General features: G+C 74.7%; 24 protein-coding genes. 3 read left to right on the forward strand and 21 right to left on the reverse strand.

What is annotated here, in order from left to right:
- Nucleotides 1-130 precede the first annotated feature (130 nt).
- The 17 genes from ACIQVI_RS06635 to ACIQVI_RS06715 all read right to left on the reverse strand — a co-directional run bounded on the left by ACIQVI_RS06635 (nucleotide 131) and on the right by ACIQVI_RS06715 (nucleotide 15003).
- Nucleotides 131-418, reverse strand: coding sequence for a WhiB family transcriptional regulator (locus tag ACIQVI_RS06635; protein ID WP_351973401.1), 288 nt, complete (start codon nucleotides 416-418; stop codon nucleotides 131-133).
- Nucleotides 419-543: 125 nt separating this feature from the next.
- Nucleotides 544-1575 (reverse strand): saccharopine dehydrogenase NADP-binding domain-containing protein, encoded by a 1032-nt coding sequence (locus tag ACIQVI_RS06640; RefSeq protein ID WP_403591853.1) that lies wholly within the window; start codon nucleotides 1573-1575, stop codon nucleotides 544-546.
- Nucleotides 1576-1684: 109 nt separating this feature from the next.
- Nucleotides 1685-2746 (reverse strand): NUDIX domain-containing protein, encoded by a 1062-nt coding sequence (locus ACIQVI_RS06645; RefSeq protein ID WP_403591856.1) that lies wholly within the window; start codon nucleotides 2744-2746, stop codon nucleotides 1685-1687.
- A 280-nt stretch (nucleotides 2747-3026) separates the two neighbouring features.
- Nucleotides 3027-4745, reverse strand: a complete 1719-nt coding sequence (locus ACIQVI_RS06650) for a PP2C family protein-serine/threonine phosphatase (protein ID WP_403591859.1) — start codon at nucleotides 4743-4745, stop codon at nucleotides 3027-3029.
- A gap of 338 nt (nucleotides 4746-5083) precedes the next feature.
- Complete coding sequence (locus ACIQVI_RS06655; protein ID WP_403592300.1) at nucleotides 5084-6229, reverse strand: RNA polymerase sigma factor; 1146 nt, start codon at nucleotides 6227-6229, stop codon at nucleotides 5084-5086.
- On the reverse strand, nucleotides 6229-6645 hold the full coding sequence (locus ACIQVI_RS06660) for a YciI family protein (RefSeq protein ID WP_403591862.1): 417 nt from the start codon (nucleotides 6643-6645) through the stop codon (nucleotides 6229-6231). The genes ACIQVI_RS06655 and ACIQVI_RS06660 overlap by 1 nt, the downstream gene beginning before the upstream one ends.
- Before the next feature lie 141 nt (nucleotides 6646-6786).
- Nucleotides 6787-8367, reverse strand: coding sequence for a phytoene desaturase family protein (locus ACIQVI_RS06665; RefSeq protein ID WP_403591865.1), 1581 nt, complete (start codon nucleotides 8365-8367; stop codon nucleotides 6787-6789).
- Nucleotides 8364-8864 (reverse strand): SRPBCC family protein, encoded by a 501-nt coding sequence (locus ACIQVI_RS06670; RefSeq protein WP_403591868.1) that lies wholly within the window; start codon nucleotides 8862-8864, stop codon nucleotides 8364-8366. The genes ACIQVI_RS06665 and ACIQVI_RS06670 overlap by 4 nt, the downstream gene beginning before the upstream one ends.
- Nucleotides 8865-8877: 13 nt before the next feature.
- Nucleotides 8878-9885, reverse strand: a complete 1008-nt coding sequence (locus tag ACIQVI_RS06675) for an SDR family NAD(P)-dependent oxidoreductase (RefSeq protein ID WP_403591871.1) — start codon at nucleotides 9883-9885, stop codon at nucleotides 8878-8880.
- 71 nt (nucleotides 9886-9956) lie between these two features.
- Nucleotides 9957-11081: a YihY/virulence factor BrkB family protein gene (locus ACIQVI_RS06680; RefSeq protein ID WP_403591874.1), complete on the reverse strand. Its 1125-nt coding sequence runs from the start codon at nucleotides 11079-11081 to the stop codon at nucleotides 9957-9959.
- A 56-nt stretch (nucleotides 11082-11137) separates the two neighbouring features.
- Nucleotides 11138-11386, reverse strand: coding sequence for a hypothetical protein (locus ACIQVI_RS06685; RefSeq protein ID WP_403591877.1), 249 nt, complete (start codon nucleotides 11384-11386; stop codon nucleotides 11138-11140).
- A gap of 169 nt (nucleotides 11387-11555) precedes the next feature.
- Nucleotides 11556-12182, reverse strand: coding sequence for a maleylpyruvate isomerase family mycothiol-dependent enzyme (locus tag ACIQVI_RS06690; RefSeq protein WP_403591880.1), 627 nt, complete (start codon nucleotides 12180-12182; stop codon nucleotides 11556-11558).
- 76 nt (nucleotides 12183-12258) lie between these two features.
- Nucleotides 12259-12672 (reverse strand): hypothetical protein, encoded by a 414-nt coding sequence (locus tag ACIQVI_RS06695; RefSeq protein WP_403591883.1) that lies wholly within the window; start codon nucleotides 12670-12672, stop codon nucleotides 12259-12261.
- Nucleotides 12673-12786: 114 nt separating this feature from the next.
- Entirely contained in the window at nucleotides 12787-13314 is a 528-nt protein-coding gene (locus tag ACIQVI_RS06700) for an NUDIX hydrolase family protein (RefSeq protein ID WP_403592303.1), read from the reverse strand.
- Between the two features lie 95 nt (nucleotides 13315-13409).
- Entirely contained in the window at nucleotides 13410-13895 is a 486-nt protein-coding gene (locus tag ACIQVI_RS06705) for a DUF2267 domain-containing protein (RefSeq protein WP_403592306.1), read from the reverse strand.
- 180 nt (nucleotides 13896-14075) lie between these two features.
- Nucleotides 14076-14474 carry a DUF2267 domain-containing protein gene (locus ACIQVI_RS06710; RefSeq protein WP_351970366.1) on the reverse strand — a complete coding sequence of 133 codons (399 nt, stop codon included), beginning with the start codon at nucleotides 14472-14474 and terminating at the stop codon, nucleotides 14076-14078.
- 94 nt (nucleotides 14475-14568) lie between these two features.
- A complete protein-coding gene (locus tag ACIQVI_RS06715) occupies nucleotides 14569-15003 on the reverse strand; it encodes an Hsp20/alpha crystallin family protein (protein WP_351970340.1) in 435 nt (144 codons plus the stop codon).
- 133 nt (nucleotides 15004-15136) lie between these two features.
- On the opposite strand from ACIQVI_RS06715, the gene ACIQVI_RS06720 reads away from it, so the two are divergent.
- The 3 genes from ACIQVI_RS06720 to ACIQVI_RS06730 all read left to right on the forward strand — a co-directional run bounded on the left by ACIQVI_RS06720 (nucleotide 15137) and on the right by ACIQVI_RS06730 (nucleotide 17488).
- Nucleotides 15137-15790, forward strand: a complete 654-nt coding sequence (locus ACIQVI_RS06720) for a type III effector protein (RefSeq protein WP_403591886.1) — start codon at nucleotides 15137-15139, stop codon at nucleotides 15788-15790.
- A gap of 68 nt (nucleotides 15791-15858) precedes the next feature.
- Nucleotides 15859-16455: an XRE family transcriptional regulator gene (locus ACIQVI_RS06725; RefSeq protein ID WP_351970342.1), complete on the forward strand. Its 597-nt coding sequence runs from the start codon at nucleotides 15859-15861 to the stop codon at nucleotides 16453-16455.
- A gap of 109 nt (nucleotides 16456-16564) precedes the next feature.
- Nucleotides 16565-17488 (forward strand): class I SAM-dependent methyltransferase, encoded by a 924-nt coding sequence (locus ACIQVI_RS06730; protein ID WP_403591889.1) that lies wholly within the window; start codon nucleotides 16565-16567, stop codon nucleotides 17486-17488.
- A 28-nt stretch (nucleotides 17489-17516) separates the two neighbouring features.
- On the opposite strand, the gene ACIQVI_RS06735 is transcribed toward ACIQVI_RS06730, so the two are convergent.
- The 4 genes from ACIQVI_RS06735 to ACIQVI_RS06750 form a co-directional block, all read right to left on the reverse strand.
- On the reverse strand, nucleotides 17517-18059 hold the full coding sequence (locus tag ACIQVI_RS06735; protein WP_403591892.1) for a hypothetical protein: 543 nt from the start codon (nucleotides 18057-18059) through the stop codon (nucleotides 17517-17519).
- Nucleotides 18060-18184: 125 nt separating this feature from the next.
- Nucleotides 18185-18604 (reverse strand): hypothetical protein, encoded by a 420-nt coding sequence (locus ACIQVI_RS06740; protein ID WP_403591894.1) that lies wholly within the window; start codon nucleotides 18602-18604, stop codon nucleotides 18185-18187.
- Between the two features lie 31 nt (nucleotides 18605-18635).
- On the reverse strand, nucleotides 18636-19529 hold the full coding sequence (locus tag ACIQVI_RS06745; protein WP_403591897.1) for an NAD-dependent protein deacetylase: 894 nt from the start codon (nucleotides 19527-19529) through the stop codon (nucleotides 18636-18638).
- 169 nt (nucleotides 19530-19698) lie between these two features.
- Nucleotides 19699-20202: a VOC family protein gene (locus ACIQVI_RS06750; RefSeq protein WP_351970347.1), complete on the reverse strand. Its 504-nt coding sequence runs from the start codon at nucleotides 20200-20202 to the stop codon at nucleotides 19699-19701.
- Between the last annotated feature and the right edge of the window lie 32 nt (nucleotides 20203-20234).

Genomic DNA, 20234 nt, shown 5'->3' on the forward strand with positions numbered 1-20234 from the left:
GGGGTGTGGGGGGGGGGGGTGGGTGGTCCGGCTCGGGTGTGGGGGGGGGGGGGGGGGGGGCGCCCCCCCCCCCCCGGGGGCCCCCCCCCCCCCCCACCCGCCCGGCCCCCGCTCCGCCGGGCGGCGACCGCTAGGCCGCGGCGGCTCCGCTCCGCAGGACCTGCTCGCGCTCCTGCTCCGTCAACCCGCCCCAGACCCCGTAGGGTTCCGCCACGCTGAGCGCGTGCTCCAGACAGCGGACGCGTACGGGGCACGCCGCACAGACCGCCTTGGCGGCCTCCTCGCGCGCCGCACGGTCCTGCCCCCGCTCGCCCTCGGGGTGGAAGAACACCTCGGTCCCCACGCCGCGGCACGCTGCCGACATCTGCCAGTTCCACTGGTGCTCCGCCCGCCCGGGCAGATGCGACACCTTGGCCATCCCGGTCGTCCTCCTCGCATCGGTTCGTGAATGCCTCCAATGTCGCGTCTGGCCGCAAAGACCACCTCGAAACACCCGGGTTCGGGAAACACGCCGCCGCGTTCCCGCGCCGGAGGCCCGGAGGACTACTCCGGCAGCTCGACCGAGAGGTGCGGGGACAGGGCGCGCAGGAAGGCGGCCGCGTCGAAGGCCGCCCCGGCGGAGGCGACGCCGACCGCCCCGGTCCGGCCCGTGAGGACGCGGTCGAGCGCCTCCACGGCGAGCGGCGCGCTGACGGCGTAGATGTCCCGGCCGCTCGCCACGGCCCGCCGCTCCTCACCCCCGGAGCGCACGACGACGTCGACGAGGAACGTCTGGTCGGACCGCCCGTGCTCGTCGGCCGCGGCCGGCGCCGGAGTGTCGGGGGCGGCCAGGTCCCGCGCCGCCTCGGCCGTCATGTAGGTGCGCACCTCGGGAACGGCCAGGTGGCTGGGGACGGTGACGACGTCGGCCATGGTGAACTCCCCGATCACGGACCGGACTCCCAGTGGTTCGGGGAAGGTCCACTCCAGGGCCGGCGGCGCGTCGTCGCGGTACTCCAGCCTCCCGCCGGCGAACACCACGCGCCGGCCGTCCCTGCGCTCCCGGGAGACCGCGCCCGCCGTACGGGTCCCGGCGGTGGGGTGCCAGCCGCTCAGCCCGTACGCGACGTGCGCCTCGTCGGCCTCCGTCCAGTCGCCCATCGCCGCCGTGACCAGCAGGTCGCCGAGACCGCCGAAGAACGCCATCGCGGGGATCACCGGGACGCCCGCGGCGGCGGCGCGCTCCGCGAAGTGCGCGAACGTGTCGAGGTTGGCCTCGATCTCCGCCGCCACGTCCACGTACGGGATCCCGGCGCGCAGGGCCGCCCCGATCACCGGCCCCGCCGTCGAGGCGAACGGGCCGGCGCAGTTGACCACGGCGTCCGCGCCGGCCAGCGCGCGGTCGAGCGAGGCCGGATCGTCGACCGTGGCCGGCCGTACGTCCAGCCCCGGGCGGGACTCCGCGAACGCCCGCAGCTTGCCCTCGTCGCGCCCGGCCAGGACCGGTACGAACCCCCGGTCCAGCAGCTCCGCCACCACGAACCGCCCCGTGTGCCCGTACGCGCCGTACACCGTCACGACCTGCCCCGCACCCATCACGACTCTCCCACCGCTCTTGATTGTTCAACTGTGAACCATCTTGGTGGGGGCGGACGGACGGCACCAGAACCGGAAGTGCCGTCGCCCGCACACTTTCGGACAGGCCCTAATAGGCGACGGGCGCGGCGAGTTCGGTGACGGTCTGCCGGGCGGCCCGGGGGATGCCGAGGAGGGCCCGGGCCCGGTGCACGGCCGCGAGCTGCTCGGCCCCGTGCGGGCCCCAGTCGAAGAGCTCCCGCACCTGTTCCGGAGTGGCCAGGGCCCGGACGGGCGCGCGGCCGGTGACCGGATCGACGGACGGAGGACCGAGACGGGTGAGGGCGGCGGCGTGCCGGACGAGCGCGTACGGACCGTCCGGACCGTCCGGGGCGAGGAGGTGCCCGAGGTACAGGGGACGGGCGAACACGGCCGCGGCCGCCCCGTCGGCTTCGCGGGCCAGGGTGGCCCCGGGGTCGCCGTGGTCCGCCGCTTCGGCGACACCCCCGGGCAGCCGGGCCGCGCCCGTGTCGGGATCGAGCAGGACGAGCACCCGCCCGTCCGGGGCGAACAGCCAGCCCGAGGACCCGCGGACCGGAAGGCCGTCCGGGACGGGGACGGGACGGAAGGGCCGGTGGTCGCGGTCCCGCGCGGTGCGCAGCGCGCCGACCCGGTCGAGGACGCCCGGAGCGACCGGGACGCCGTCCTCCAGGAGCGCCGGGCCGGCCCCGTCGACGCGGGCGCGCAGCGCGGACAGGGCGCGGCGGGCGTCGCCGGGGATCATCAGACCGGGCAGGTCGGCGGGCTCGACGAACTCCACGGCCTCGACCTCGTGCCCGGGCAGCCGGATCGAGGCGATCCGGTCCTCGTCCCAGACGCCTCCCTCGTAGACGTGCACGATCTCGCCGGGGAACCGCATGACCCCGGGCGCGCCGAAGCCGTCGACGGACACCCAGTCGACGGCGAGGCCCCGGTCGACGGCCGCCGTGACGCCGAGTTCCTCCTCCAGCTCCCGGGCGGCGGCGCGGGCGGGGGACTCGCCCTTGTCGACGGCCCCGCCCGGCAGGAGGCGCCAGGGCCGGTAGTCGACGCGCTGGACCAGGACCTGCCCGTACGCGTTGGTGATCAGTACGGACGTCCCGGCCCACAGGGCGGCGGAGGCGCGCAGCAGCCCGTACTCCTCGTCGGTCATCGACGTACCGGGAGACCCGTCGGGTGCGGAAGGCGTCGTCATCTCTCTCCGATCGGTGCGGCGCCCCGGCGGGGGCGGTGAAGTGCGGGGGCCGTGCTCCGGACGGCGGACCGGCGCCCGGCGGCGTGAACACCGTCTCGTTCCCCGGCGGTCCGCCGACCACACACCCTCCCCGGTCCGCTCAACGGACGAGGGGAGCGGAGCGTCACGCCCCGGGCCCGCACCGGCCCGCCGCCGCGGGACGCGCCGTACGGGGGCGGCCGCACGACCTGCCGGGCGCTCAGTCCACCCCGATCCCCAGGACGCACGCGTCGTCCTCGTGGCCCGCGAGCTCGGGATCGGCCAGCAGCGCGTCGATCAGCCGGCGCGGTTCCAGGGACGAGGAGGCCGTCACCGCGTCCGCCAGCCGCGCGATCCCCACCGTCACGTCCTCGCCCCGGTGCTCGACCATCCCGTCGGTGTAGAGGACCAGCAGATCGCCCGCGCGCAGCGGCGTCGACGAGGTCTCGTACGCGTACCCCGGCAGCGCGCCCAGGAGCGGGCCGCGCTGCTTGGCCTCCAGCGGCTCGGCCCGCCCGTCGCGCAGCAGCAGCGGCGCGGGATGACCGGCGTCGGCCCAGTGCAGGACCTTCTCCTCGTCGAGGTGACCGACCACCACCGTGGCCGTCTTCCCCGCCGGATCGCTGCACACCAGCTCGTTCAGCCAGGTCGTGATCTCTCCGGCGGACGCGCCCGTCTGCGCCAGGCCCGCCAGGGCGTGCCGCTGCTGCGCCATCCGCGCCACGGCCTCCAGGCCGTGCCCCGACGCGTCGCCGATCGCCACGAGCACCCGGCCGTCCGGCAGCAGCCGGCACTTGTACCAGTCACCGCCCACCGCCGCGTCGGGCTCGGCCGGACGGTAGGAGGCCGCCACCGTGAGCCCGACCGCCGCGAGCGCCTCCGAGTGCGTCGGCAGGATCGCCTCGCGCAGCGTGTCCGCGATCCTCCGCTCCGCCTCCGCCTGCCGCCGCAGGTGGTCGGTCTCCCGCTCCGTCTCGGCCAGCCGCCGTCGGCTGCGGATCTGCGGCGTGAGGTCGCGGGCCACCAGGTTGAGGGCCCACGCCCTGCCGTCCGTCCCGGTGGCCGGCCGCCCGAGGAGGTCGAGCGTGCGGACCTCGCCGAGCACCACGAAACGGATCCGGGTCCAGGCGGGCTCCTCGCCCGCGAGGACCGACGTCAGGAACTCGGCGAACGCCGTCAGGTCGTCCGGCAGCAGCGCGTCGCACAGCTGGTCCAGCGACCAGGGCATCCGCACGTCGGCGTGGAGGATCCGGCTGAGCCCCTCCGACCAGGTCACCTTCCCGGAGAGCAGGTCCCAGTTCCCCCAGCCCATCGAGGCGATGAACTGGGCGTCGATCGTCATCAGCTCCGCCGTGCTCTGCAGCGGTCGCCACGTCACGAGGAGCTGCTCGCCGCACCGGGCGGCGGTGTACAGCAGGGGAGTGCGGTGGATCCGGCCGAGCCGCTGTTCCGTGTAGTCCACCACCTGCCCGTTCAGCGGCTTGCCGGTGCCGACCACGTCCGTCAGGGCGGCGAGCAGCCCCGAGTCCGCCGCGCCCGGCCGCGCCTCCAGGAACCGCTGTCCGACCTGGTGGTCCGGTTCCTCCAGCCACTCCACCGACCGGATGCGGTTGCCGGCCACGATCCGGAAGTCCGGGATGCCCCCCGACTCGTTCCACAGCGGTTCGAGCAGTACGGCCGAGGCGGGGATCGCGGCGAGTATCGAACAGGCCCCGCGCGTACCCGGCTCGTGGCTGCCGCACAGACACGGCGACGCCTCGCCCGTCTCGGCGGACGGCGGCAGCACCGCCAGGGACTGCACCGGCGACGCCCGCTCGGTGCCGGACGGCACCCCCGGCGGCCGCTCCGCGCTCCGGCGCACCGCCGCGCGCAGCGAGGTGACCTCGCGGCCGATCATGTCCTTGAGGGCATCGACGCTGTCGGGCAGGGGAAAGCTCATCGTCCGCCTCCGCGAACCACACGACGTGCCGCTCGCCTCCGAGCACCCGGCGCCGCCTCGTTCGGCTCCGCCGACCACTCGCCTGACGGCGACCTGCACGGCCGCCAGGGCCCCGGCCGCCACGGGGGCGGCTGCCCATCACCGGCCGATTCATGCACGGGGGCGACCGCGCCCGGGGGCCGGACCGCGACGGCCCCCGGACCCGGAGTACGCCCTGGTCGGCGGCCTCGGCGGCCTTCAGTGGCCTCATCGGTTCCTCGGCGGCCTCAGTGGCTTCCGGTGGCTTCGGTGGTTTCCAGCGGCTTCCGGCGGTTCCTCGACTGCTTTTCGCCGGGGCCTCAGCGATCCAGGTCGGCGTTGAGCCGGGCGGCCCGCCGCGTCAGATGGTCCCGCTCGGCCAGGTTGGGCGCCGCGCGGGCCGCCTCGGCGTACAGCCGCGCCGCCGTCGCCGGGTCACCGGCGCGCTCGTGGAGGTACGCCGCCACCGCCGTGTACCGGGGCAGCGAGCCGTCCAGTACCGAGAGCGCCGCCAGGCCGGCCCGGGGCCCGTCGGCCTCGCCGACGGCCACCGCGCGGTTGAGCCGGACGACCGGACTGTCGGTCAGGCGCACGAGCTCGTCGTACCACTCGACGATCTGCACCCAGTCCGTCTCCTCCGCCGTGGGCGCGTCGGCGTGCAGCGCCGCGACGGCGGCCTGGGCCTGGAACTCGCCCAGCCGGTCGCGCGCCAGGGCCGCCTGGAGGATCCCGACGCCCTCGGCGATCGCCCCCGTGTCCCACCGGCTCCGGTCCTGCTCGGCGAGCGGCACCAGGGCGCCGTCGGGCGCGGTCCTGGCCGCGCGCCGGGCGTGGTGCAGCAGCATGAGGGCGAGCAGCCCCGCCACCTCGGGGTGGTCGATCACGGCCGCGAGCTGCCGGGTGAGCCGGATGGCCTCGGCGGAGAGGTCGACGTCGCCCGAGTACCCCTCGTTGAAGACGAGGTAGAGGACGCGCAGCACGGTGGCCACGTCACCGGGCCGGTCGAGGCGCACGCCCGAGACCGTCCGCTTGGCCCGGCTGATGCGCTGCGCCATGGTCGCCTCGGGCACCAGACAGGCCCCGGCGATCTGCCGCGTGGTCAGGCCGCCCACGGCCCGCAGCGTGAGCGCGACCGCCGACGACGGCGTCAGCGACGGATGGGCGCACAGGAAGTAGAGCCGGAGCGTGTCGTCCATTCCGGACACGGGCCCGGGAGCCGGCTCCTCGTCGACGAGGCCCTCGCGCCGGCGCCGGGCGGTGTCCGCCCGGGTCGCGTCGAGGAACCGGCGCCACGCCACGGTGACCAGCCAGCCCTTCGGATCCCGCGGCGGATCGGCCGGCCACACCCGGACCGCCTCGACCAGCGCGTCCTGCACGGCGTCCTCGGCCGCCGCGAAGTCGGCCCCGCGGCGGACGAGGATCCCGAGGATGCCCGGCACGAGGCCCCTGAGCAGGGCCTCGTCCATCAGTGACACCACTCCGTGACGGTGGGCGGCGCGGTCAGGAAGGGGCGCACCTCCAGCCATTCGTGAATCGGCTTCCCGCCCGCCCCGGGGGCGGCCGACAGCTCGCCCGCCAGCTCGACGGCGCGCTCGTGGTCGTCGACGTCGATCACCATCCAGCCGGCGATGAGGTCCTTGGTCTCGGCGAACGGGCCGTCGGTGACCGGCGGGCGGCCCTCGCCGTCGTAGCGGACCCACGCCCCCTCGGGGGCGAGCGCCTGGCCGTCGACGAACTCGCCGCTCTCCCGCAGCCGGTCCGCGAAGTCGTTCATGTACCGCACGTGCGCCGAGATCTCCTCCGGCGTCCACCGGTCCATGGGCACGTCGTTGACGGCGGCCGGAGCGCCCCGGTAGTGCTTCAGCAGCAGGTACTTGGCCATGGTGTCTCTCCTCGGAGGGGGTGCGGCCCATTGTGGTCGCGTTCACCCCTGGGACGGAGCGGGGCACGGCTTCTCGACATCACCGGCCGCGTTTCTCCCGCCTTTTTCGCGGGACGCGCGAGAGGGGGCCGCTCCGGTCCCTCAGCGGCGCCGCCGGGGGAGGTGCGGGCCCCTGAGGGCGGCGCGGGCCGCGTTGGCGCCGGGCGCCCCGTGGACGCCGCCGCCCGGGTGCGCCGTGGCGGAGGCCAGGTAGAGGCCCCGGATCGGGGTGCGCGGTCGCCCGGTGCCCGGCACGGGACGGAAGACCAGCTGCTGGTGCATGTTGGTGGTGCCCTGGTTGACGGCCCCGCCCACCAGGGCCGGGTTCAGCCGTTCCAGATCGGGCGGCGCCAGGACCCGCCGGGCGCGCACGGCGGCGCGGAACCCGGGCGCCAGGCGCTCGACGCCCGCCTCCACGCGGTCGGCGATCGCCTCCTTCTCGCGCTCGTCCCAGCGCCCCCGGATGCCGTCCGGCCCCGCGTCGGACCGGACGCGCTGCGGAACGTGCGTGTAGCCCCACGCCGATTCCGTACCGGCGGGGGAGCGGCTCGGGTCCGCCGTGGTCATCTGCCCGAGCACGGTGAACGGCACCTCCGGCACCTGCCGCATGGCGATCTGCCCGGCGAAGCGGGTCAGCGCGTCCATGCCCTCGGCCACGTGCACGGTCCCGGCGCGGCGCGCCCCCTCGGAGGTCCAGGGGATCGGGCGGTCGAGGGCCCAGTCCACCTTGACCGTGGCGAAGTCCCACTGGAAGCGGCGCAGATCGGCGCGGAGCCGGGGCGGCAGGTGCTCCTCGCCGACGAGGCGCCCGTACAGCAGGGGGGCCGGGACGTCGGCGAGGACCGCCCGCCGGGCGGGTACCTCGGTGCCGTCGTCGGTGCGGACGGCGACCGCCCGGCCGCCCCGGACCACCACCCGGGCCACGGGATGGCCGCAGCGCAGCTCGCCTCCCCGGTCGAGCAGCCGCGCCACGAGCGCGTCGGTGAGCCGGCCCGCGCCGCCCACGGGCACGGGGAAGCCGTGGTCCTGTCCCAACATGCTCATGAGCCAGCCGAAGCCGCCGCCGAGGGCCGACTCGGGGCCCAGGTCGGCGTGGAGCGCGTTCCCGGCGATCAGCAGCTTCCCGCCCTCGCCCGCGAAGTGCTCCTCGCCGAAGCGCCGGGCGGGCAGGAGCATCGTGCGCAGCAGCCGCAGCGCGTCGTTCGGACCGGTCCGGGCGAGGAGCCGCGCCCCCGCCCGTACCGGCGGGAACGGGGTGAACAGGCACCCGATCAGGTCGTCGGCGACACCGCGCCAGAGCCGGTGCAGCCGCTCCCAGGCCGCCCCGTCACCGGCGGCGAAACCGGCCACCGAGGCGGCGGTCCCCCCGACGTCGCGGTCCAGGACCGCGCAGCTCCCGTCGGCGAGCGGATGGGCCACGACGGCGGGGGCGTGGCTCCAGCGCAGCCCGTACCGGTCGAGCGCGAGGTCCCGGATCACCGGAGACGCGGCGGCGAGCGGATAGAAGGCGCTGAACGTGTCGTGGACGTAGTCGGGGTGGACGCCCCGGTCGCTGCGCACGGCCCCGCCGGGCTCGTCCGTGGCCTCCAGGACGACGACGTGCCATCCGGCGTCGGCGAGGACGTTGGCCGCCACCAGACCGTTGGGCCCGGCGCCGACGACCACCGCGTCGGGCGCCGTCACGGCCGGACCCCCCGCCCCCGGCCGGCTTCCCGCCTCTCGTCGGCGTCCTGCCGCCGCCCGGTCTTCTTCCTCCGGGAGGTGGCGACGTCCTCCAGACGCGCCAGCATCCCCCGGTGGCGCCAGCGCGTCAGGGTGTCGACGGCCGTGTTGTGCCAGCGCGCCGCGGGGCCCCGGAGGGGGTGCTCGTCCACGATGACGAGGGTGTCGGCGCCCCACGGCACCAGCCGGAAGGCGATGCGGGCGGTGCCCAGGTCGGTCTTCGCCTCCAGTTCGAGGCGGCGGCCCGGCTCGCAGATCCGGGAGGTGGTGCGGCCCCGGTACGCCTTCGGCCCCAGCTTCAGCACGTAGCCCAGCCGCGACCCCGGGGCGGGCCACTCCCCGTCCTCCTCCCACGTGTCGTGGGTGCCGACCACGAACCGGGAGTACAGCCGGCCGTCGCTCAGGACCGACCAGACCTCCTCGGGAGTGGCTTCGACGAGACGGTTCCACTGTGCCATGGCGGGGATCTCCTCAGGAGGGACGTCGGGAGCGGACGCGGAGGGCACCGGCGACCGCGCCGGCTCCCGCGGCCAGGGCGGCGGCCCGGCGGCCCGCCGTACGGATCCGCGCGTGCCGGCCGCCGGACACCGCCGCGGTGTCCCCGGACGGGTCGTGCAGGATGCCGGTGGTGACCGGGGCCGTGCCGGGGGAGTCGAAGTAGTGGTTCTCGGTACGCCGCCGGATCAGGCGCCGCACCGGGTCGGGCGCCACGGCGTGGGCGGCCGGCAGGAGCCGCGCTCCCGGCCCGACCGTCACCCGCCGCCGGGGGCGGACCGCCGCGCGCACGACGGCCGCCGCCACCCGCTCGGGGGTGGCGACGGCCGGCAGGGCCCGCATCCGGCGGCCCGTGTGGTTGGCCGCGTGCCGGAAGAACGGGGTGTCGACACCGGTCGGCAGGACGGTGCACACGGCGATCCCGTGGTCCCCGGAGAGCGCCGGCTCCTGGCGCAGCACCTCGTCGAGGGTGATCAGGGCGGCCTTCGAGGCCGCGTAGGGCCCCTGGTACGGCGCCTCGACGGCGCCCCCGAGCAGGGACGAGAGGTCGACGATGACGCCCCGGCCCCGGCGGCGCATCGCGGGGAGCGCCGCCCGCACCCCGTGGAGGACGCCCAGGACGTTGACCTCCCACAGCCTGCGCACGTCGTCCGGCGGCACCCGGTCCAAGCGGCCCAGGACGCCGACCCCCGCCGCGTTCACCCAGACGTCGACCCGGCCGAACCGGTCGAGCGCCGTCCGCGCGACCCGGTCCGTCGCGGCCGCGTCCGTGACGTCGGCGGGGACGGCCACCGCCTCGGCGCGGGGATGGGCGGCCGCGCACTCCCGCGCCACCTCGTCCAGGACGTCCGCACTGCGGGCGGTGACGACCAGCCGCGCGCCGCACCCGGCGAAGGCCCGCGCCACCGCGCGCCCGATCCCGCTCGACGCGCCCGTGACCACGACGACGGTGCCGGGCGCGGGCGTCCGCTGTCCTGTCCTCATGCGTCGCATATGACCCGTTTCGAGGGGTTCATGCGCCCGAGTGCTTCGCCGCGACGGGACGGGATCGGCCCCTACGCGCGCTTCCCGGACGCGGGGGCGTCATCGGGCGACCCCTGCTCCCCGACGCTCCCGTCCTGGTCGAGCTCCTCGAACCGGCGCACGTCCTCCTCGTCCCAGGCGCGCGTGTCCCGGGGCTCCGTGTACGGCTCCCGCTCCGGCGGCATCCCGCCGAGCACGGCCCGCTGCCGCACCGCCTCGGCGTCGAACTCGAGGCCCAGGAGCAGGGCGAGGTTGCTGATCCACAGCCACACCAGGAAGACGATGACGCCGGCCATCGTGCCGTACGTCTTGTTGTACGAGGCGAACTGGCTGACGTACAGGGCGAACCCGGCGGAGGCGAGCATCCAGATCAGCAGGGCGAGGACACTGCCGGGGGTGACCCACTTCCACCCCTTGACCTTGGCGTTGGGGCTGGCCCCGTACAGCAGCGCGATCATGGCGGACACCAGCAGGACGAGCACCGGCCACTTGGCGATCGACCACACCGTCAGCGCGGTGTCGCCGATGCCGAGGGCGGTCCCCGCCTGGTGCGCCAGGGTGCCGGTGAACACCACGATCAGGGCGCTGATCACCGCCAGGACCATCAGGACGGCCGTCATCCCGACCCGTACGGGAAGGAGCTTCCAGACCGGGCGACCCTCCGGCATGTCGTAGACCTGGTTGGCCGCCCTGATGAACGCCCCCACGTAGCCGGACGCGGACCAGAGGGCGAGCACCACGCCGACGACCGCCATGACCGAGCCCGTGCCGGCCTGGCCCTGGAGCTGCTCCACGGCGTTGTTCAGCACGTCGCGGGCCGGGCCGGGGGTGAGCTGCCGCAGGTTCTCCATCACCCGGTCGGTGGTCGACTTCCCGCTGATGCCGAGGAGCGACAGGAGCACCAGGATCGCGGGGAAGAGGGCCAGGATGCCGTAGTACGTGAGGGCCGCCGCGCGGTCCGTCAGCTCGTCGTCCTTGAACTCCCGCACCGACCCCTTGAGGACCCCCAGCCAGGACCGGCCCTTCAGCTCGGTGGGGGCGTCCGGCGCGCGCCGCTCCACTTCGGGCCCGGGGCCGACCTCCTCGGGCGTCGGCGTCTCCCGCGCCGCGGCCTCGTCGCCGCGCTGTTCGTCTCCTGCATGGTGAGATGTGGCCATGCCCCTGCGGGTGCCCCCGCCCCGCGTGCGTAAGCCCACGTCGTCAGGCGGCGTCTTCAGGCCGCGTCGGCCCGTTCGGCGCCCGTGCCGGTCCCGTCCCCGGACGCGGACCGGCCCCGGACCGACCGGTGCCGCGCCGGACGGCGCTCCCCGACCGGCCGGTCGGGGTTCCGCACCAGCCGGAGGTGCCGCCGACCGGCGTGGCGCGAAGCCCTCGGCGGACTCGTCACCCGGTCCTCGACCCGGTCCATGAGGAACAGGAGCAGTCCCAGCAGGGGCAGCAGGAGAACGGCGATCGCAACCACGGCACATTTCCTCCTCGTCGAACGCGTCGGCCTCGCCGAACCGCGTTTCCTCGCTCCCCGTGCGGGTGCCCGGATCCGCGTCCGACGCGCGACGGCTCGTGTGAAGGTTCTGCGACCGATGGGACCGGGATGGGGACCGAGGCTAAGGCCAGGACCGAGAGCGCTCCCGCTAGGAGCCCGCCGACAGTACGGCGACGCCCTGCCCGTCCAGGTCGCCGAGCGCCGCTTCCCGCCCGCAGACGGCCAGGAGCAGGGAGAGCACGGGCCCGGTGACCTCGGGCCCCGCGCCGATCCGCACCTCGGCGTCGGTCGCGGAGAGCCGGACGCGGGTCAGCAGTTCCCTGGCCCCGCCGAACGACGCCGGGGTCCGCGCCTGCAGGCGGAGCGCCCGTACGACGGCCGGGGGCGGATAGGCGCGGGTGAGGCCCAGGGGGCGGCGGATGTCCTCGCCGTGGACGACCTCCTCGACGAGCCGGCTGTCGAGGGGCGCCGGGGGCGTCGACCTCCGCGACACCACCCGACGCAACCGCTCCAGCGTCTCCCCGGGCGTGGCGCCGCGCTCGCGGGCCACCCCCAGGGCGTTCTGCCGGTCGAAGTCGAACCTCGCCCTGGCGAGCCCGATCACGAACCCCAGACGTGTCGTACGGGCCGTGTCGACCAGATGGGCGGCCACGTCGTGCACGGTCCACCCGGCGCAGAGCGACGGCTCGTCCCACCGCTCCTCGTCGAGACGCGCGAGGTCCTCGACGAGCGCGGCGCGCTCCGCGTGCACCATCGGCCAGACGCCGTCCACCATGAGTCCTCCTCTGTCGGTCGGGTGTCCGACAGGAGAGACCGCCGGGGCGACGGGAACTCATCGCCCGGCGCCCCCGCTAGCCCGCGGCCATGTCGGGGCCGGGCAGGAGCGTCTCGTCGAGGTGGTAGCCGAGCTGGTGCAGACCGCGGGCGACGGCGATCGCCCGCCTGCGGAGTTCGGTGACTTCCTCGGGCTCTCGGGCGCCCAGCGCGGGAGCCGGGTCGGTACCGGGGTCGGGCGGGGGCGGGGTGGCGGCCGCCACCGCGTCCCAGGCCTCGCGGGCGATGCGCTCCGCCGTGGCGTCGTCGACGCGACGACCGCCGTCCCGCCCGCCCTCGTCCCGCCCCTCCGGGGAAGCCGGGGAGCCGGTGGCCCCGGCGGCGTCCGGCTCCCGCTCCGGGTCCGTACGGCTCAGATGGGCCTCGATGGCCGCGCGCGCCGCACGGACGTCGGCCGATTCGGCCGGGTTCCCTTCCGGTGCTGTCGTCATGCGGGCACCGTAAGCGCGCGGGGTCGCCACCGGGACGGCGCCACGCAGTGCGCCCGCCCCGGTTGGCCCGGACGCCGGGCCCGCGCGGTCACCGGCTCCCGCGCGGGAACGGCCTCAGTAGGTGTGTCCGACGTGCGCGAGCGCCTGCTTCAGGAGTACTCCCCGACCGCCCGGCATCTCGCCCTGCACGGCGGGGGAGGCCGCTTCCTGCGGGCTGAACCAGACGAAGTCGAGGGCGTCCTGACGCGGACGGCAGTCACCGGTCACCGGCACGATGTAGGCAAGGGACACCGCGTGCTGACGGGGGTCGTGGTACGGGGTGATGCCCGCCGTGGGGAAGTACTCGGCGACGGTGAAGGGCTGGAGGGAGGCGGGCACCCGGGGCAGGGCCACGGGGCCGAGGTCCTTCTCCAGGTGGCGCAGCAGCGCGTCACGGACCCGCTCGTGGTGCATGACACGGCCGGACACCAGGGTGCGGCTGATCGTTCCGTCCGCGCCTATGCGCAGGAGCAGTCCGACGCTGGTGACTTCGCCGCTGTCGTCCACGCGCACGGGGACGGCCTCGACGTACAGGATGGGCATGTGGCCCCTGGCCATCTCCAGTTCGTCCGTGGACAGCCAGCCGGGCGTGGTCTCGGTCATATCAGACATCGCTTGATCATACTTACCCGGTCGGCTCCAGCGGAACGGGGCGGAAAGCCCACACCCCTCGTTCGGGTGACGTTTCCGGGGAACTCCTATGCGGCTCCCCGGTCCGCGAAGGGATGAGCCGCACGGGCTGTGCGGGCTGTGTGCCGGTGCGGCTGGAGCTCGGCCCTGCCGAAGAGGAGGGCGTAGCCGGAGGGGAGCCGGTCGATGACGCGGTCGACCAGTTCGGGGCCGGCCAGCTTGGCGACGGGGGCCAGGACGGCGCCGACGTCCCAGCGCGTGGTGGCGGGGCTGCCGCCGGTGCGGTGGGCGAGGTCCTTGACGAACTCCCAGCCGGTGAGGGGGGTGGTGGCGGGCACCTGGGCGGTGAAGACCAGGGCCGCCTCGACGGGAAGGCGGGCCGCGAGGTCGACCCGCTCGTCACCGACGAGCTGCCGCCCGAGGGCCGCCAGTACGGACCGCACGGCCTCCTCGGCCCGCTCGCGGGTGGGGTAGGCGCCTTCGTAGCGGACCCGTTCGAGCAGGGCGGAGTAGGACGTCCCGCCGCGTGCCGGCGCGGAGACCGTGGAGGTCATGGGGGCCATGGGGGTGGTGGAGGTCGTCGTCTCGGTCCGGAGGGTCATGAGGGTGCGTATCGCCGTTCTCTTCGGGCCCGGCCGGTCGGACCGGGCGGAGTGGACGGGGTTCGACGGAGCGGGAGGGGAAGGGGAGATCAAGGGCGGGCAGGGCCCGGGTGGGTCGGGGACGGGCCGGACTCACCGGGAGAGGTGCGGCCGGCCGAAGAGGAGGTCGTAGCCGGGCGGCAGTTGGAGGAGCATCTGGCCGGTCAGCTCCTCTCCGGCGGCGTCGGCGGCGACGCTGAGGACGGCGCCGACGTCCCAGGCCGCGGTCCTCTCCGTGGCTCCCTCGATCCAGGCGGCCGTCGCGCGCACGAAACGTTCCGGCGAGAGGGGTTCGGCGGCCTGGAGGGGATTGAGCAGGACGACGGCGAAGGTCTCCGGGAGGCGCGCGGCGAGCGCGGCCCGCACGTCGCCCACCAGATGGGCGCCGAGCAGCCCCAGGACGACGCGGGCGGCCCGTTCGGCCTCCTGAGGCGTGTCGTAGTCGCCGCGTTCCCGGACGCGGTCGAGGAACGTATGCCATCGCGGTCTCATCACGGCCCCTTCCTTCGGGGAGGCGAAGTGACGGGGGAGCGGCGGGCGGGGGAGGGGAGACGGGCTTCCGGCCCCGCCCCCGCCCCGGGGGCGGCTAGCCGCTGATCTGCTTGCGGCCGTCGCCGCGGCCGATGGCGATCTTGCGGGGCTTCGCGCGCTCGGCGATCGGGATCCGCAGGGTCAGGACGCCCGCCTCGTAGTCGGCCGTGATCTTCTCGGTGTCGAGCGTGTCGGCCAGTACGAGCTGCCGGGAGAAGACGCCGAGGGGCCGTTCGGACAGCTCCATCTGGACGTCGTCGGCCTTGACGACGGGCCGCCGCTCGGCCTTGACCGTCAGCATGTTCCGCTCGACGTCGATGTCGATCGCGTCCGTCGACACCCCGGGCAGATCCATGACGATCACGTACGAGTCGCCCTCGCGATAGGCGTCCATGGGGACGGCGGAAGGACGGGACCACGTGCCGGTCGTGCCCAGCATCTGCTGCGTGAGGCGGTCGAGCTCGCGGAACGGGTCGGTGCGCATCAACATCGCGAAACACCTCCAGTCGGATCGGGCAGTGAGACTGCCAATGCGCTTCACCTGACACCGTTGTAACATGTCAACGGATGGACGACAAGTCTAACGTCAACGAACGGACGACAAGCGGAGAGGATGTGGTCCCATGACAGGAGGCGACCTTCCCGTCAGCCTTCACGCGGCCCTCGCGGCCCTCGCCGCGATGGGCGAGACCGCGCGGGAGGCAGGGGTGACGAGAGCCCCGGACACCCCTGGAACCCCCGCGGCCACCTCTTCCGAGGACGCGCTCGCCGCGCTCCTCCTCCTGCGCGAACTGCGCGAGCGGCTCGCCGACTGGGAGCCCGGCCTCATCGAGGCCGCGCGGGACGCGGGCGCCAGCTGGGCCGAGCTCGCCCATCCCCTCGGGGTCACCAGCCGGCAGGCGGCCGAGCGCCGCTATCTGCGAGTGCGCCCCGGCAGCCCCGGCGCCACCGGCGAGCAGCGGGTCCAGGCCACCCGCGACCGCCGCGCCGCCGACCGCACCGTCACCACCTGGGCCCGGGGCAACGCGGCCGACCTGCGCCGCCTCGCCGGTCAGATCACCGCCCTCGACGCCCTCCCCGCCGCCCTCCGGCACGACCTCGGCGAAGCCCTCGCGGACAGCGACCCGGCCCTCCTCCTGGAGCCCCTCGCCCGTACTCACCGCCACCTCGGCCCTCTCCATCCGGACCTGGCCGAGCGCGTCAGCACCCTCACCCACCGCACCGAGGCCCTCCGGGAGGAGAGCGACCGGCGCCGCTCCGGCACCCCGCAACCGTGACGTCCGTCCGGCGCGGGTCGGCTGCCGACGTCGGGCGGGCTTTGCGGCAGACGCATACGATGCTGCCCATGCAGCAAGAAGACGAGGATCTCGACGGCCTGGTACGCAAGCGGATCCGCGCCCTGCGGGTGGCTCAGGGCTGGTCCCTGGAGGAGCTGGCCACCCGCGCCCGGCTCAGCCAGTCCTCCCTCAGCCGCATCGAGAACGGCCGGCGCCGGCTGGCCCTCGACCAGCTGGTCGTCCTCGCCCGCGCCCTGGACACCACGCTCGACCAGCTCGTGGAGACCGCCGCCGACGACGTCGTCATCAGCCCGATGATCGACGGCACGCGCGGGCAGATGCGCTGGCCGATCAAGGGCGAGCCGGGCATGACCGTCATCCGTCAGCGGATCACCGACCCGCCGCCGGACAACCCCTCCCGTATGCGGGCGCACCCGGGACGGGAATGGCTCGTCGTCCTGTCCGGCACCGCGACCCTCCTGCTGGGGCACCGCCGCTTCCGCATCGAGACCAACCAGGCCGCGGAGTTCCCCACGATGATGCCGCACGCGATCGGCGCGGAAGGGGGGCCGTGCGAGGTCCTGGGCATCTTCGACCGCGACGCCCGCCGCGGCCACCAGCGGGACGACGGCGACCGCGACTCCCGCGAGTCGCCGGGCCGATGAGACGGTACGGGCGGCCGTTTCTTGCGCCCGGAGCAGCGGACGGGGCGAATGTCTTGCCCAAACAGGATGAAGTCGTGCCTCAGGCGCATGGACGCCCTAGCGTGAAGGCATGACCCGAGCACACCTCCCCTCGCACTCCGGCTCCCCCGCGCACACCCACTCCCACGCCCACGCCCGCACGCCCTCTCACTCCCACTCCCACACTCCCTCTCACTCCCACGACGCGGACAGCCAGGCGGAGATCCTCGACCTGGATGCCGAAGTCCTCGCCGAGCACACCGCCGACCTCATTTCCTGGCTGCCCGTCCGGACGCCCCCGCGCGAGATCGTGGACCTCGGCTGCGGCACGGGAGCGGGCACCTTCGCCCTCCTCGACCGCTTCCCCGAAGCCCACGTCACCGCCGTCGACTCCTCGGCCGAGCACCTCCAGCGGCTGAGGGAGAAGGCGTGCGCCCGGGGCGCGGAGGGGCGCGTGCGCACGGTGCAGGCCGACCTCGATCGGGCCGACTGGCCCGACCTCGGCACCCCGGACCTGGTCTGGGCCTCGGCCTCGCTGCACCACATGCTCCACCCCGACCGCGCCTTGCGCAGGGTCCACGACCTCCTCGCCCCCGGCGGACTGCTCACGGTGGTCGAGCTGGCCGGCTTCCCCCGCTTCCTGCCCGAGGACGCCCCGGAGGACCGGCCCGGCCTGGAGGAGCGCTGCCACACCGCGGGCGAACGCTTCCACGCCGAGCACGTGCCCCACCGCGGCGCCGACTGGGGACCGATGCTCACCGCCGCCGGGTTCGCCCTCGACGGCGAACGCACGATCACCGTGAACATCGAGGCCTCCGGCGACGACACGATCGGCGCGTACGCCCTCGGCGGGCTGCGCCGCATCCGCCGAAGCGTCGCCGACGTGCTCCCGCCCGAAGACCTCGCCGCGCTCGACCGGCTCCTCGACACCGACGGACCCCACAGCCTCCTGCGCCGCGAAGACCTCGGCGTACGGACCGAGCGCACCGTCTGGGCCGCCCGCCGCGCGGGCTGATCCGCACCGCCGACGGCCCGCGCCGCGGTCACTTCCAGACGGCGACTTCCTCGCGCCGATCGCCCTCGACCCACTTCACGCCGGACGGCGCCGCACCGTCGCCCTCGTCGGTGAGGTAGATGGAGCAGGCCTCGTAACTCTCGCCCTTGGAGGCCTTGGCGAACTCCGCCGACGTATGGGTGTCGGTGCACTTGTCGAACTTCGGCGCCTCGGAGTAGCTGAGCTGACCGTCCGGACCGACGGTGGGGGAGGGGAAGCCCGGCATGATGTTCAGGAGGGTGAGCCGCCCCTTGCCGCCCTCGACGTCGAAGTCGGGACCCTTGACCGACCCCTCCTTGTTCTTGGTGACCCGGTAGTGGAGGTAGTACGGCGTCCGCCCGGTGTACCGGGAGGCGTCCTCCAGTACGGCCAGGTCCGAGGAGCTCCCCGCCTCCACGCGCAGCACCGTCACGTCGATGTCCTCACCGGTGGCCTTCTCCCCGTATCCGAGCTCCTGGGCGGATCCGGAGCAGCCGGTGAGGAGGACGGCGGAGACGACGAGCGGAACGGTGTGGAACGGACGGATCTTCATGGTGCTTCCTCCCCCGGACGGCGATCGGACTACTCGCGAGTATCGAGCAACACCGTTCACGAGAAGGGGGATTGGAGCTGAACTCCATGTGATCATTCGCACGCGGGACCCGGCCCGTACCGCCGTCACCGTTCGCGGGTCCTCGCCCACCACCAGCCGTCCGACGCCCGTACGCGCACCGGCCGGGGGTTCGGCAGGGTGCGGCGCTCGAACTCCTCGTCGATCCGGGCGACCAGCCGGCCGAGATCGCGCCGGGCGCCGAGGGGGAGGTGGAGCATGACCTCCTCCAGGTCGTCCCGGGCGTCCTCCACCTCCAGGCCGGGCTGCCGGACCTCGGAAGCGTTCAGATAGCGACCGGGCTGCCGGAACGTCCACGCGAAACGGGCGAGCGCATCGGCGACCGCACCGGGCCGCACCCGCTCCTCCTCGACGCGGCGGACGGCCGCACGCGTCCTCGCGGAAACACCGTGGATCCGCCGGACCACCACATGTCCACGGGGCCGCCACCGCTCGGCGCGGACGGCCTTGGGGCGCCTACGCGGCATCGCCCTTTCTGATCATCATGACGTCACACTGTCACGCGCCGCTGTCGACGGGAACGCCCAGACGGCCGGCCACTGTGGTGAGGGCCGCGCCCAGGGGGAGCGCGACGCGGGTGACGGCGTACCGGTCGCCCCGGGTGGGATCCCGGTTGACGATCAGCACCGGTTTCCCGGCCTGGGCCGCCTGCCGGACGAACCGAAGCCCGGACATCACCGTGAGCGAGGAGCCCAGGACCAGCAGCGAGGTCGCCTCGCGGACCAGCTCGCGGCAGTGCTCGACCCGCCGCGGCGGGACGGCCTCGCCGAAGAACACCACGTCCGGCTTGAGGACGCCGCCGCAGACCGCGCAGGGCACCACACGGAAGTCCCCGACCTGCGCGTCGGTGAGGTCGGCGTCGCCGTCCGGATTGATCCCGCCCGCCACCGGATCGAAGCCCGGGTTCGCCTCCTCCAGCCGCCGGGCGAGGTCGCGGCGCGCGCTGAAGGCGCCGCAGGAGAGGCAGACGACCCGGTCCAGGCTGCCGTGCAGCTCCACGACGCCCTCGCTGCCACCGGCCTGGTGCAGACCGTCGACGTTCTGCGTGATCACGCCCGAGAGCAGGCCGTGCCGCCCGAAGGCGGCCACGGACCGGTGCCCGGCGTTGGGGCGGGCCCGGCCGAAGGTGCGCCAGCCCAGGTGGCTGCGGGCCCAGTAGCGGCGCCGGGCCTGGGCGCTCGCGGTGAAGTCCTGGTAGGTCATCGGGGTGTGCCGGCTCAGGCTCCCGCCCTCGCCCCGGTAGTCGGGAATGCCCGATTCGGTGGAGAGGCCCGCCCCGCTGAGCACCAGCACGCCACCGGCGCCCAGCGCGTCGACGACCGGCTCCGGATCCGTGCTGCCCGGCGGCAGGTCCTCGGCGGGTGTCCAGCTCAGAGTGGGGCGCATACGCATGTCGCCAGGGTACGGAACGGACACCGCCGCCCGCCTCCGCCGCGAGGGCGCGGGACACCCACGGCCTCCGCCGCGACCGCCCGGGACGCCTCGGGGGCAAGGGGGCCCACGGACGGCGACGGGTGACAGTGAACGGGAGAGACGGGTGACAGCGAAAACGGGAGACCAGTCAGACGAGGCAGAACTCGTTGCCCTCCGGATCCTGGAGCACCACCGCGTAGTAGTCCATGCCGTTCGGCTCGTCCATCGCGTACAGGATGGTGGCGCCGATCGCCGTCAGCCGGGCCACCTCGCCGTCCACCCGCTCGCGGCGCAGCGCGAGCGGGACCTCGCGGCCGCCGCCGACCTTGAGGTCGAGGTGGACGCGGTTCTTGACGGTCTTCGGCTCCGGGACGCGCTGGAACCAGACCCGGGGACCCGTGCCCCGGGGGTCCACGATGGACTCCGGGAGCTCCCCGGCGTCCCCGCCCAGCTCCTCCTCGGGAACGCCGATGGCCTCCCAGTACGCCCGCCAGGTGGCGTGGCCGGCGGGCGGCGGATCGGGGACGTACCGCAGGGCCTCCAGCCAGAAGGGCACGAGACGCTGGGGGTCCGCGCAGTCGATGGTCAGCTGCAGGGTCATCTCGGGGCGCCCGGGATGCCCGGGGTGCTCCGACGGTGGGGTTCGGTCCATGCCACGAGCTTCCCAGACCCCACTGACAGCCG

This window comes from Streptomyces sp. NPDC098101 (assembly GCF_044760185.1).
Lineage (GTDB): Bacteria > Actinomycetota > Actinomycetes > Streptomycetales > Streptomycetaceae > Streptomyces.

What these genes read in the sequence shown, in the direction of transcription:
- ACIQVI_RS06635 (WP_351973401.1), bottom strand. Translation starts at nt 418, where the DNA reads ATGGCCAAGGTGTCGCATCTGCCCGGGCGGGCGGAGCACCAGTGGAAC.
- ACIQVI_RS06640 (WP_403591853.1), bottom strand. Translation starts at nt 1,575, where the DNA reads ATGGGTGCGGGGCAGGTCGTGACGGTGTACGGCGCGTACGGGCACACG.
- ACIQVI_RS06645 (WP_403591856.1), bottom strand. Translation starts at nt 2,746, where the DNA reads ATGACCGACGAGGAGTACGGGCTGCTGCGCGCCTCCGCCGCCCTGTGG.
- ACIQVI_RS06650 (WP_403591859.1), bottom strand. Translation starts at nt 4,745, where the DNA reads ATGAGCTTTCCCCTGCCCGACAGCGTCGATGCCCTCAAGGACATGATC.
- ACIQVI_RS06655 (WP_403592300.1), bottom strand. Translation starts at nt 6,229, where the DNA reads ATGGACGAGGCCCTGCTCAGGGGCCTCGTGCCGGGCATCCTCGGGATC.
- ACIQVI_RS06660 (WP_403591862.1), bottom strand. Translation starts at nt 6,645, where the DNA reads ATGGCCAAGTACCTGCTGCTGAAGCACTACCGGGGCGCTCCGGCCGCC.
- ACIQVI_RS06670 (WP_403591868.1), bottom strand. Translation starts at nt 8,864, where the DNA reads ATGGCACAGTGGAACCGTCTCGTCGAAGCCACTCCCGAGGAGGTCTGG.
- ACIQVI_RS06675 (WP_403591871.1), bottom strand. Translation starts at nt 9,885, where the DNA reads ATGAGGACAGGACAGCGGACGCCCGCGCCCGGCACCGTCGTCGTGGTC.
- ACIQVI_RS06680 (WP_403591874.1), bottom strand. Translation starts at nt 11,081, where the DNA reads ATGGCCACATCTCACCATGCAGGAGACGAACAGCGCGGCGACGAGGCC.
- ACIQVI_RS06690 (WP_403591880.1), bottom strand. Translation starts at nt 12,182, where the DNA reads ATGGTGGACGGCGTCTGGCCGATGGTGCACGCGGAGCGCGCCGCGCTC.
- ACIQVI_RS06695 (WP_403591883.1), bottom strand. Translation starts at nt 12,672, where the DNA reads ATGACGACAGCACCGGAAGGGAACCCGGCCGAATCGGCCGACGTCCGT.
- ACIQVI_RS06700 (WP_403592303.1), bottom strand. Translation starts at nt 13,314, where the DNA reads ATGACCGAGACCACGCCCGGCTGGCTGTCCACGGACGAACTGGAGATG.
- ACIQVI_RS06705 (WP_403592306.1), bottom strand. Translation starts at nt 13,895, where the DNA reads ATGACCTCCACGGTCTCCGCGCCGGCACGCGGCGGGACGTCCTACTCC.
- ACIQVI_RS06710 (WP_351970366.1), bottom strand. Translation starts at nt 14,474, where the DNA reads ATGAGACCGCGATGGCATACGTTCCTCGACCGCGTCCGGGAACGCGGC.
- ACIQVI_RS06715 (WP_351970340.1), bottom strand. Translation starts at nt 15,003, where the DNA reads ATGTTGATGCGCACCGACCCGTTCCGCGAGCTCGACCGCCTCACGCAG.
- ACIQVI_RS06720 (WP_403591886.1), top strand. Translation starts at nt 15,137, where the DNA reads ATGACAGGAGGCGACCTTCCCGTCAGCCTTCACGCGGCCCTCGCGGCC.
- ACIQVI_RS06725 (WP_351970342.1), top strand. Translation starts at nt 15,859, where the DNA reads ATGCAGCAAGAAGACGAGGATCTCGACGGCCTGGTACGCAAGCGGATC.
- ACIQVI_RS06730 (WP_403591889.1), top strand. Translation starts at nt 16,565, where the DNA reads ATGACCCGAGCACACCTCCCCTCGCACTCCGGCTCCCCCGCGCACACC.
- ACIQVI_RS06735 (WP_403591892.1), bottom strand. Translation starts at nt 18,059, where the DNA reads ATGAAGATCCGTCCGTTCCACACCGTTCCGCTCGTCGTCTCCGCCGTC.
- ACIQVI_RS06740 (WP_403591894.1), bottom strand. Translation starts at nt 18,604, where the DNA reads ATGCCGCGTAGGCGCCCCAAGGCCGTCCGCGCCGAGCGGTGGCGGCCC.
- ACIQVI_RS06745 (WP_403591897.1), bottom strand. Translation starts at nt 19,529, where the DNA reads ATGCGTATGCGCCCCACTCTGAGCTGGACACCCGCCGAGGACCTGCCG.
- ACIQVI_RS06750 (WP_351970347.1), bottom strand. Translation starts at nt 20,202, where the DNA reads ATGGACCGAACCCCACCGTCGGAGCACCCCGGGCATCCCGGGCGCCCC.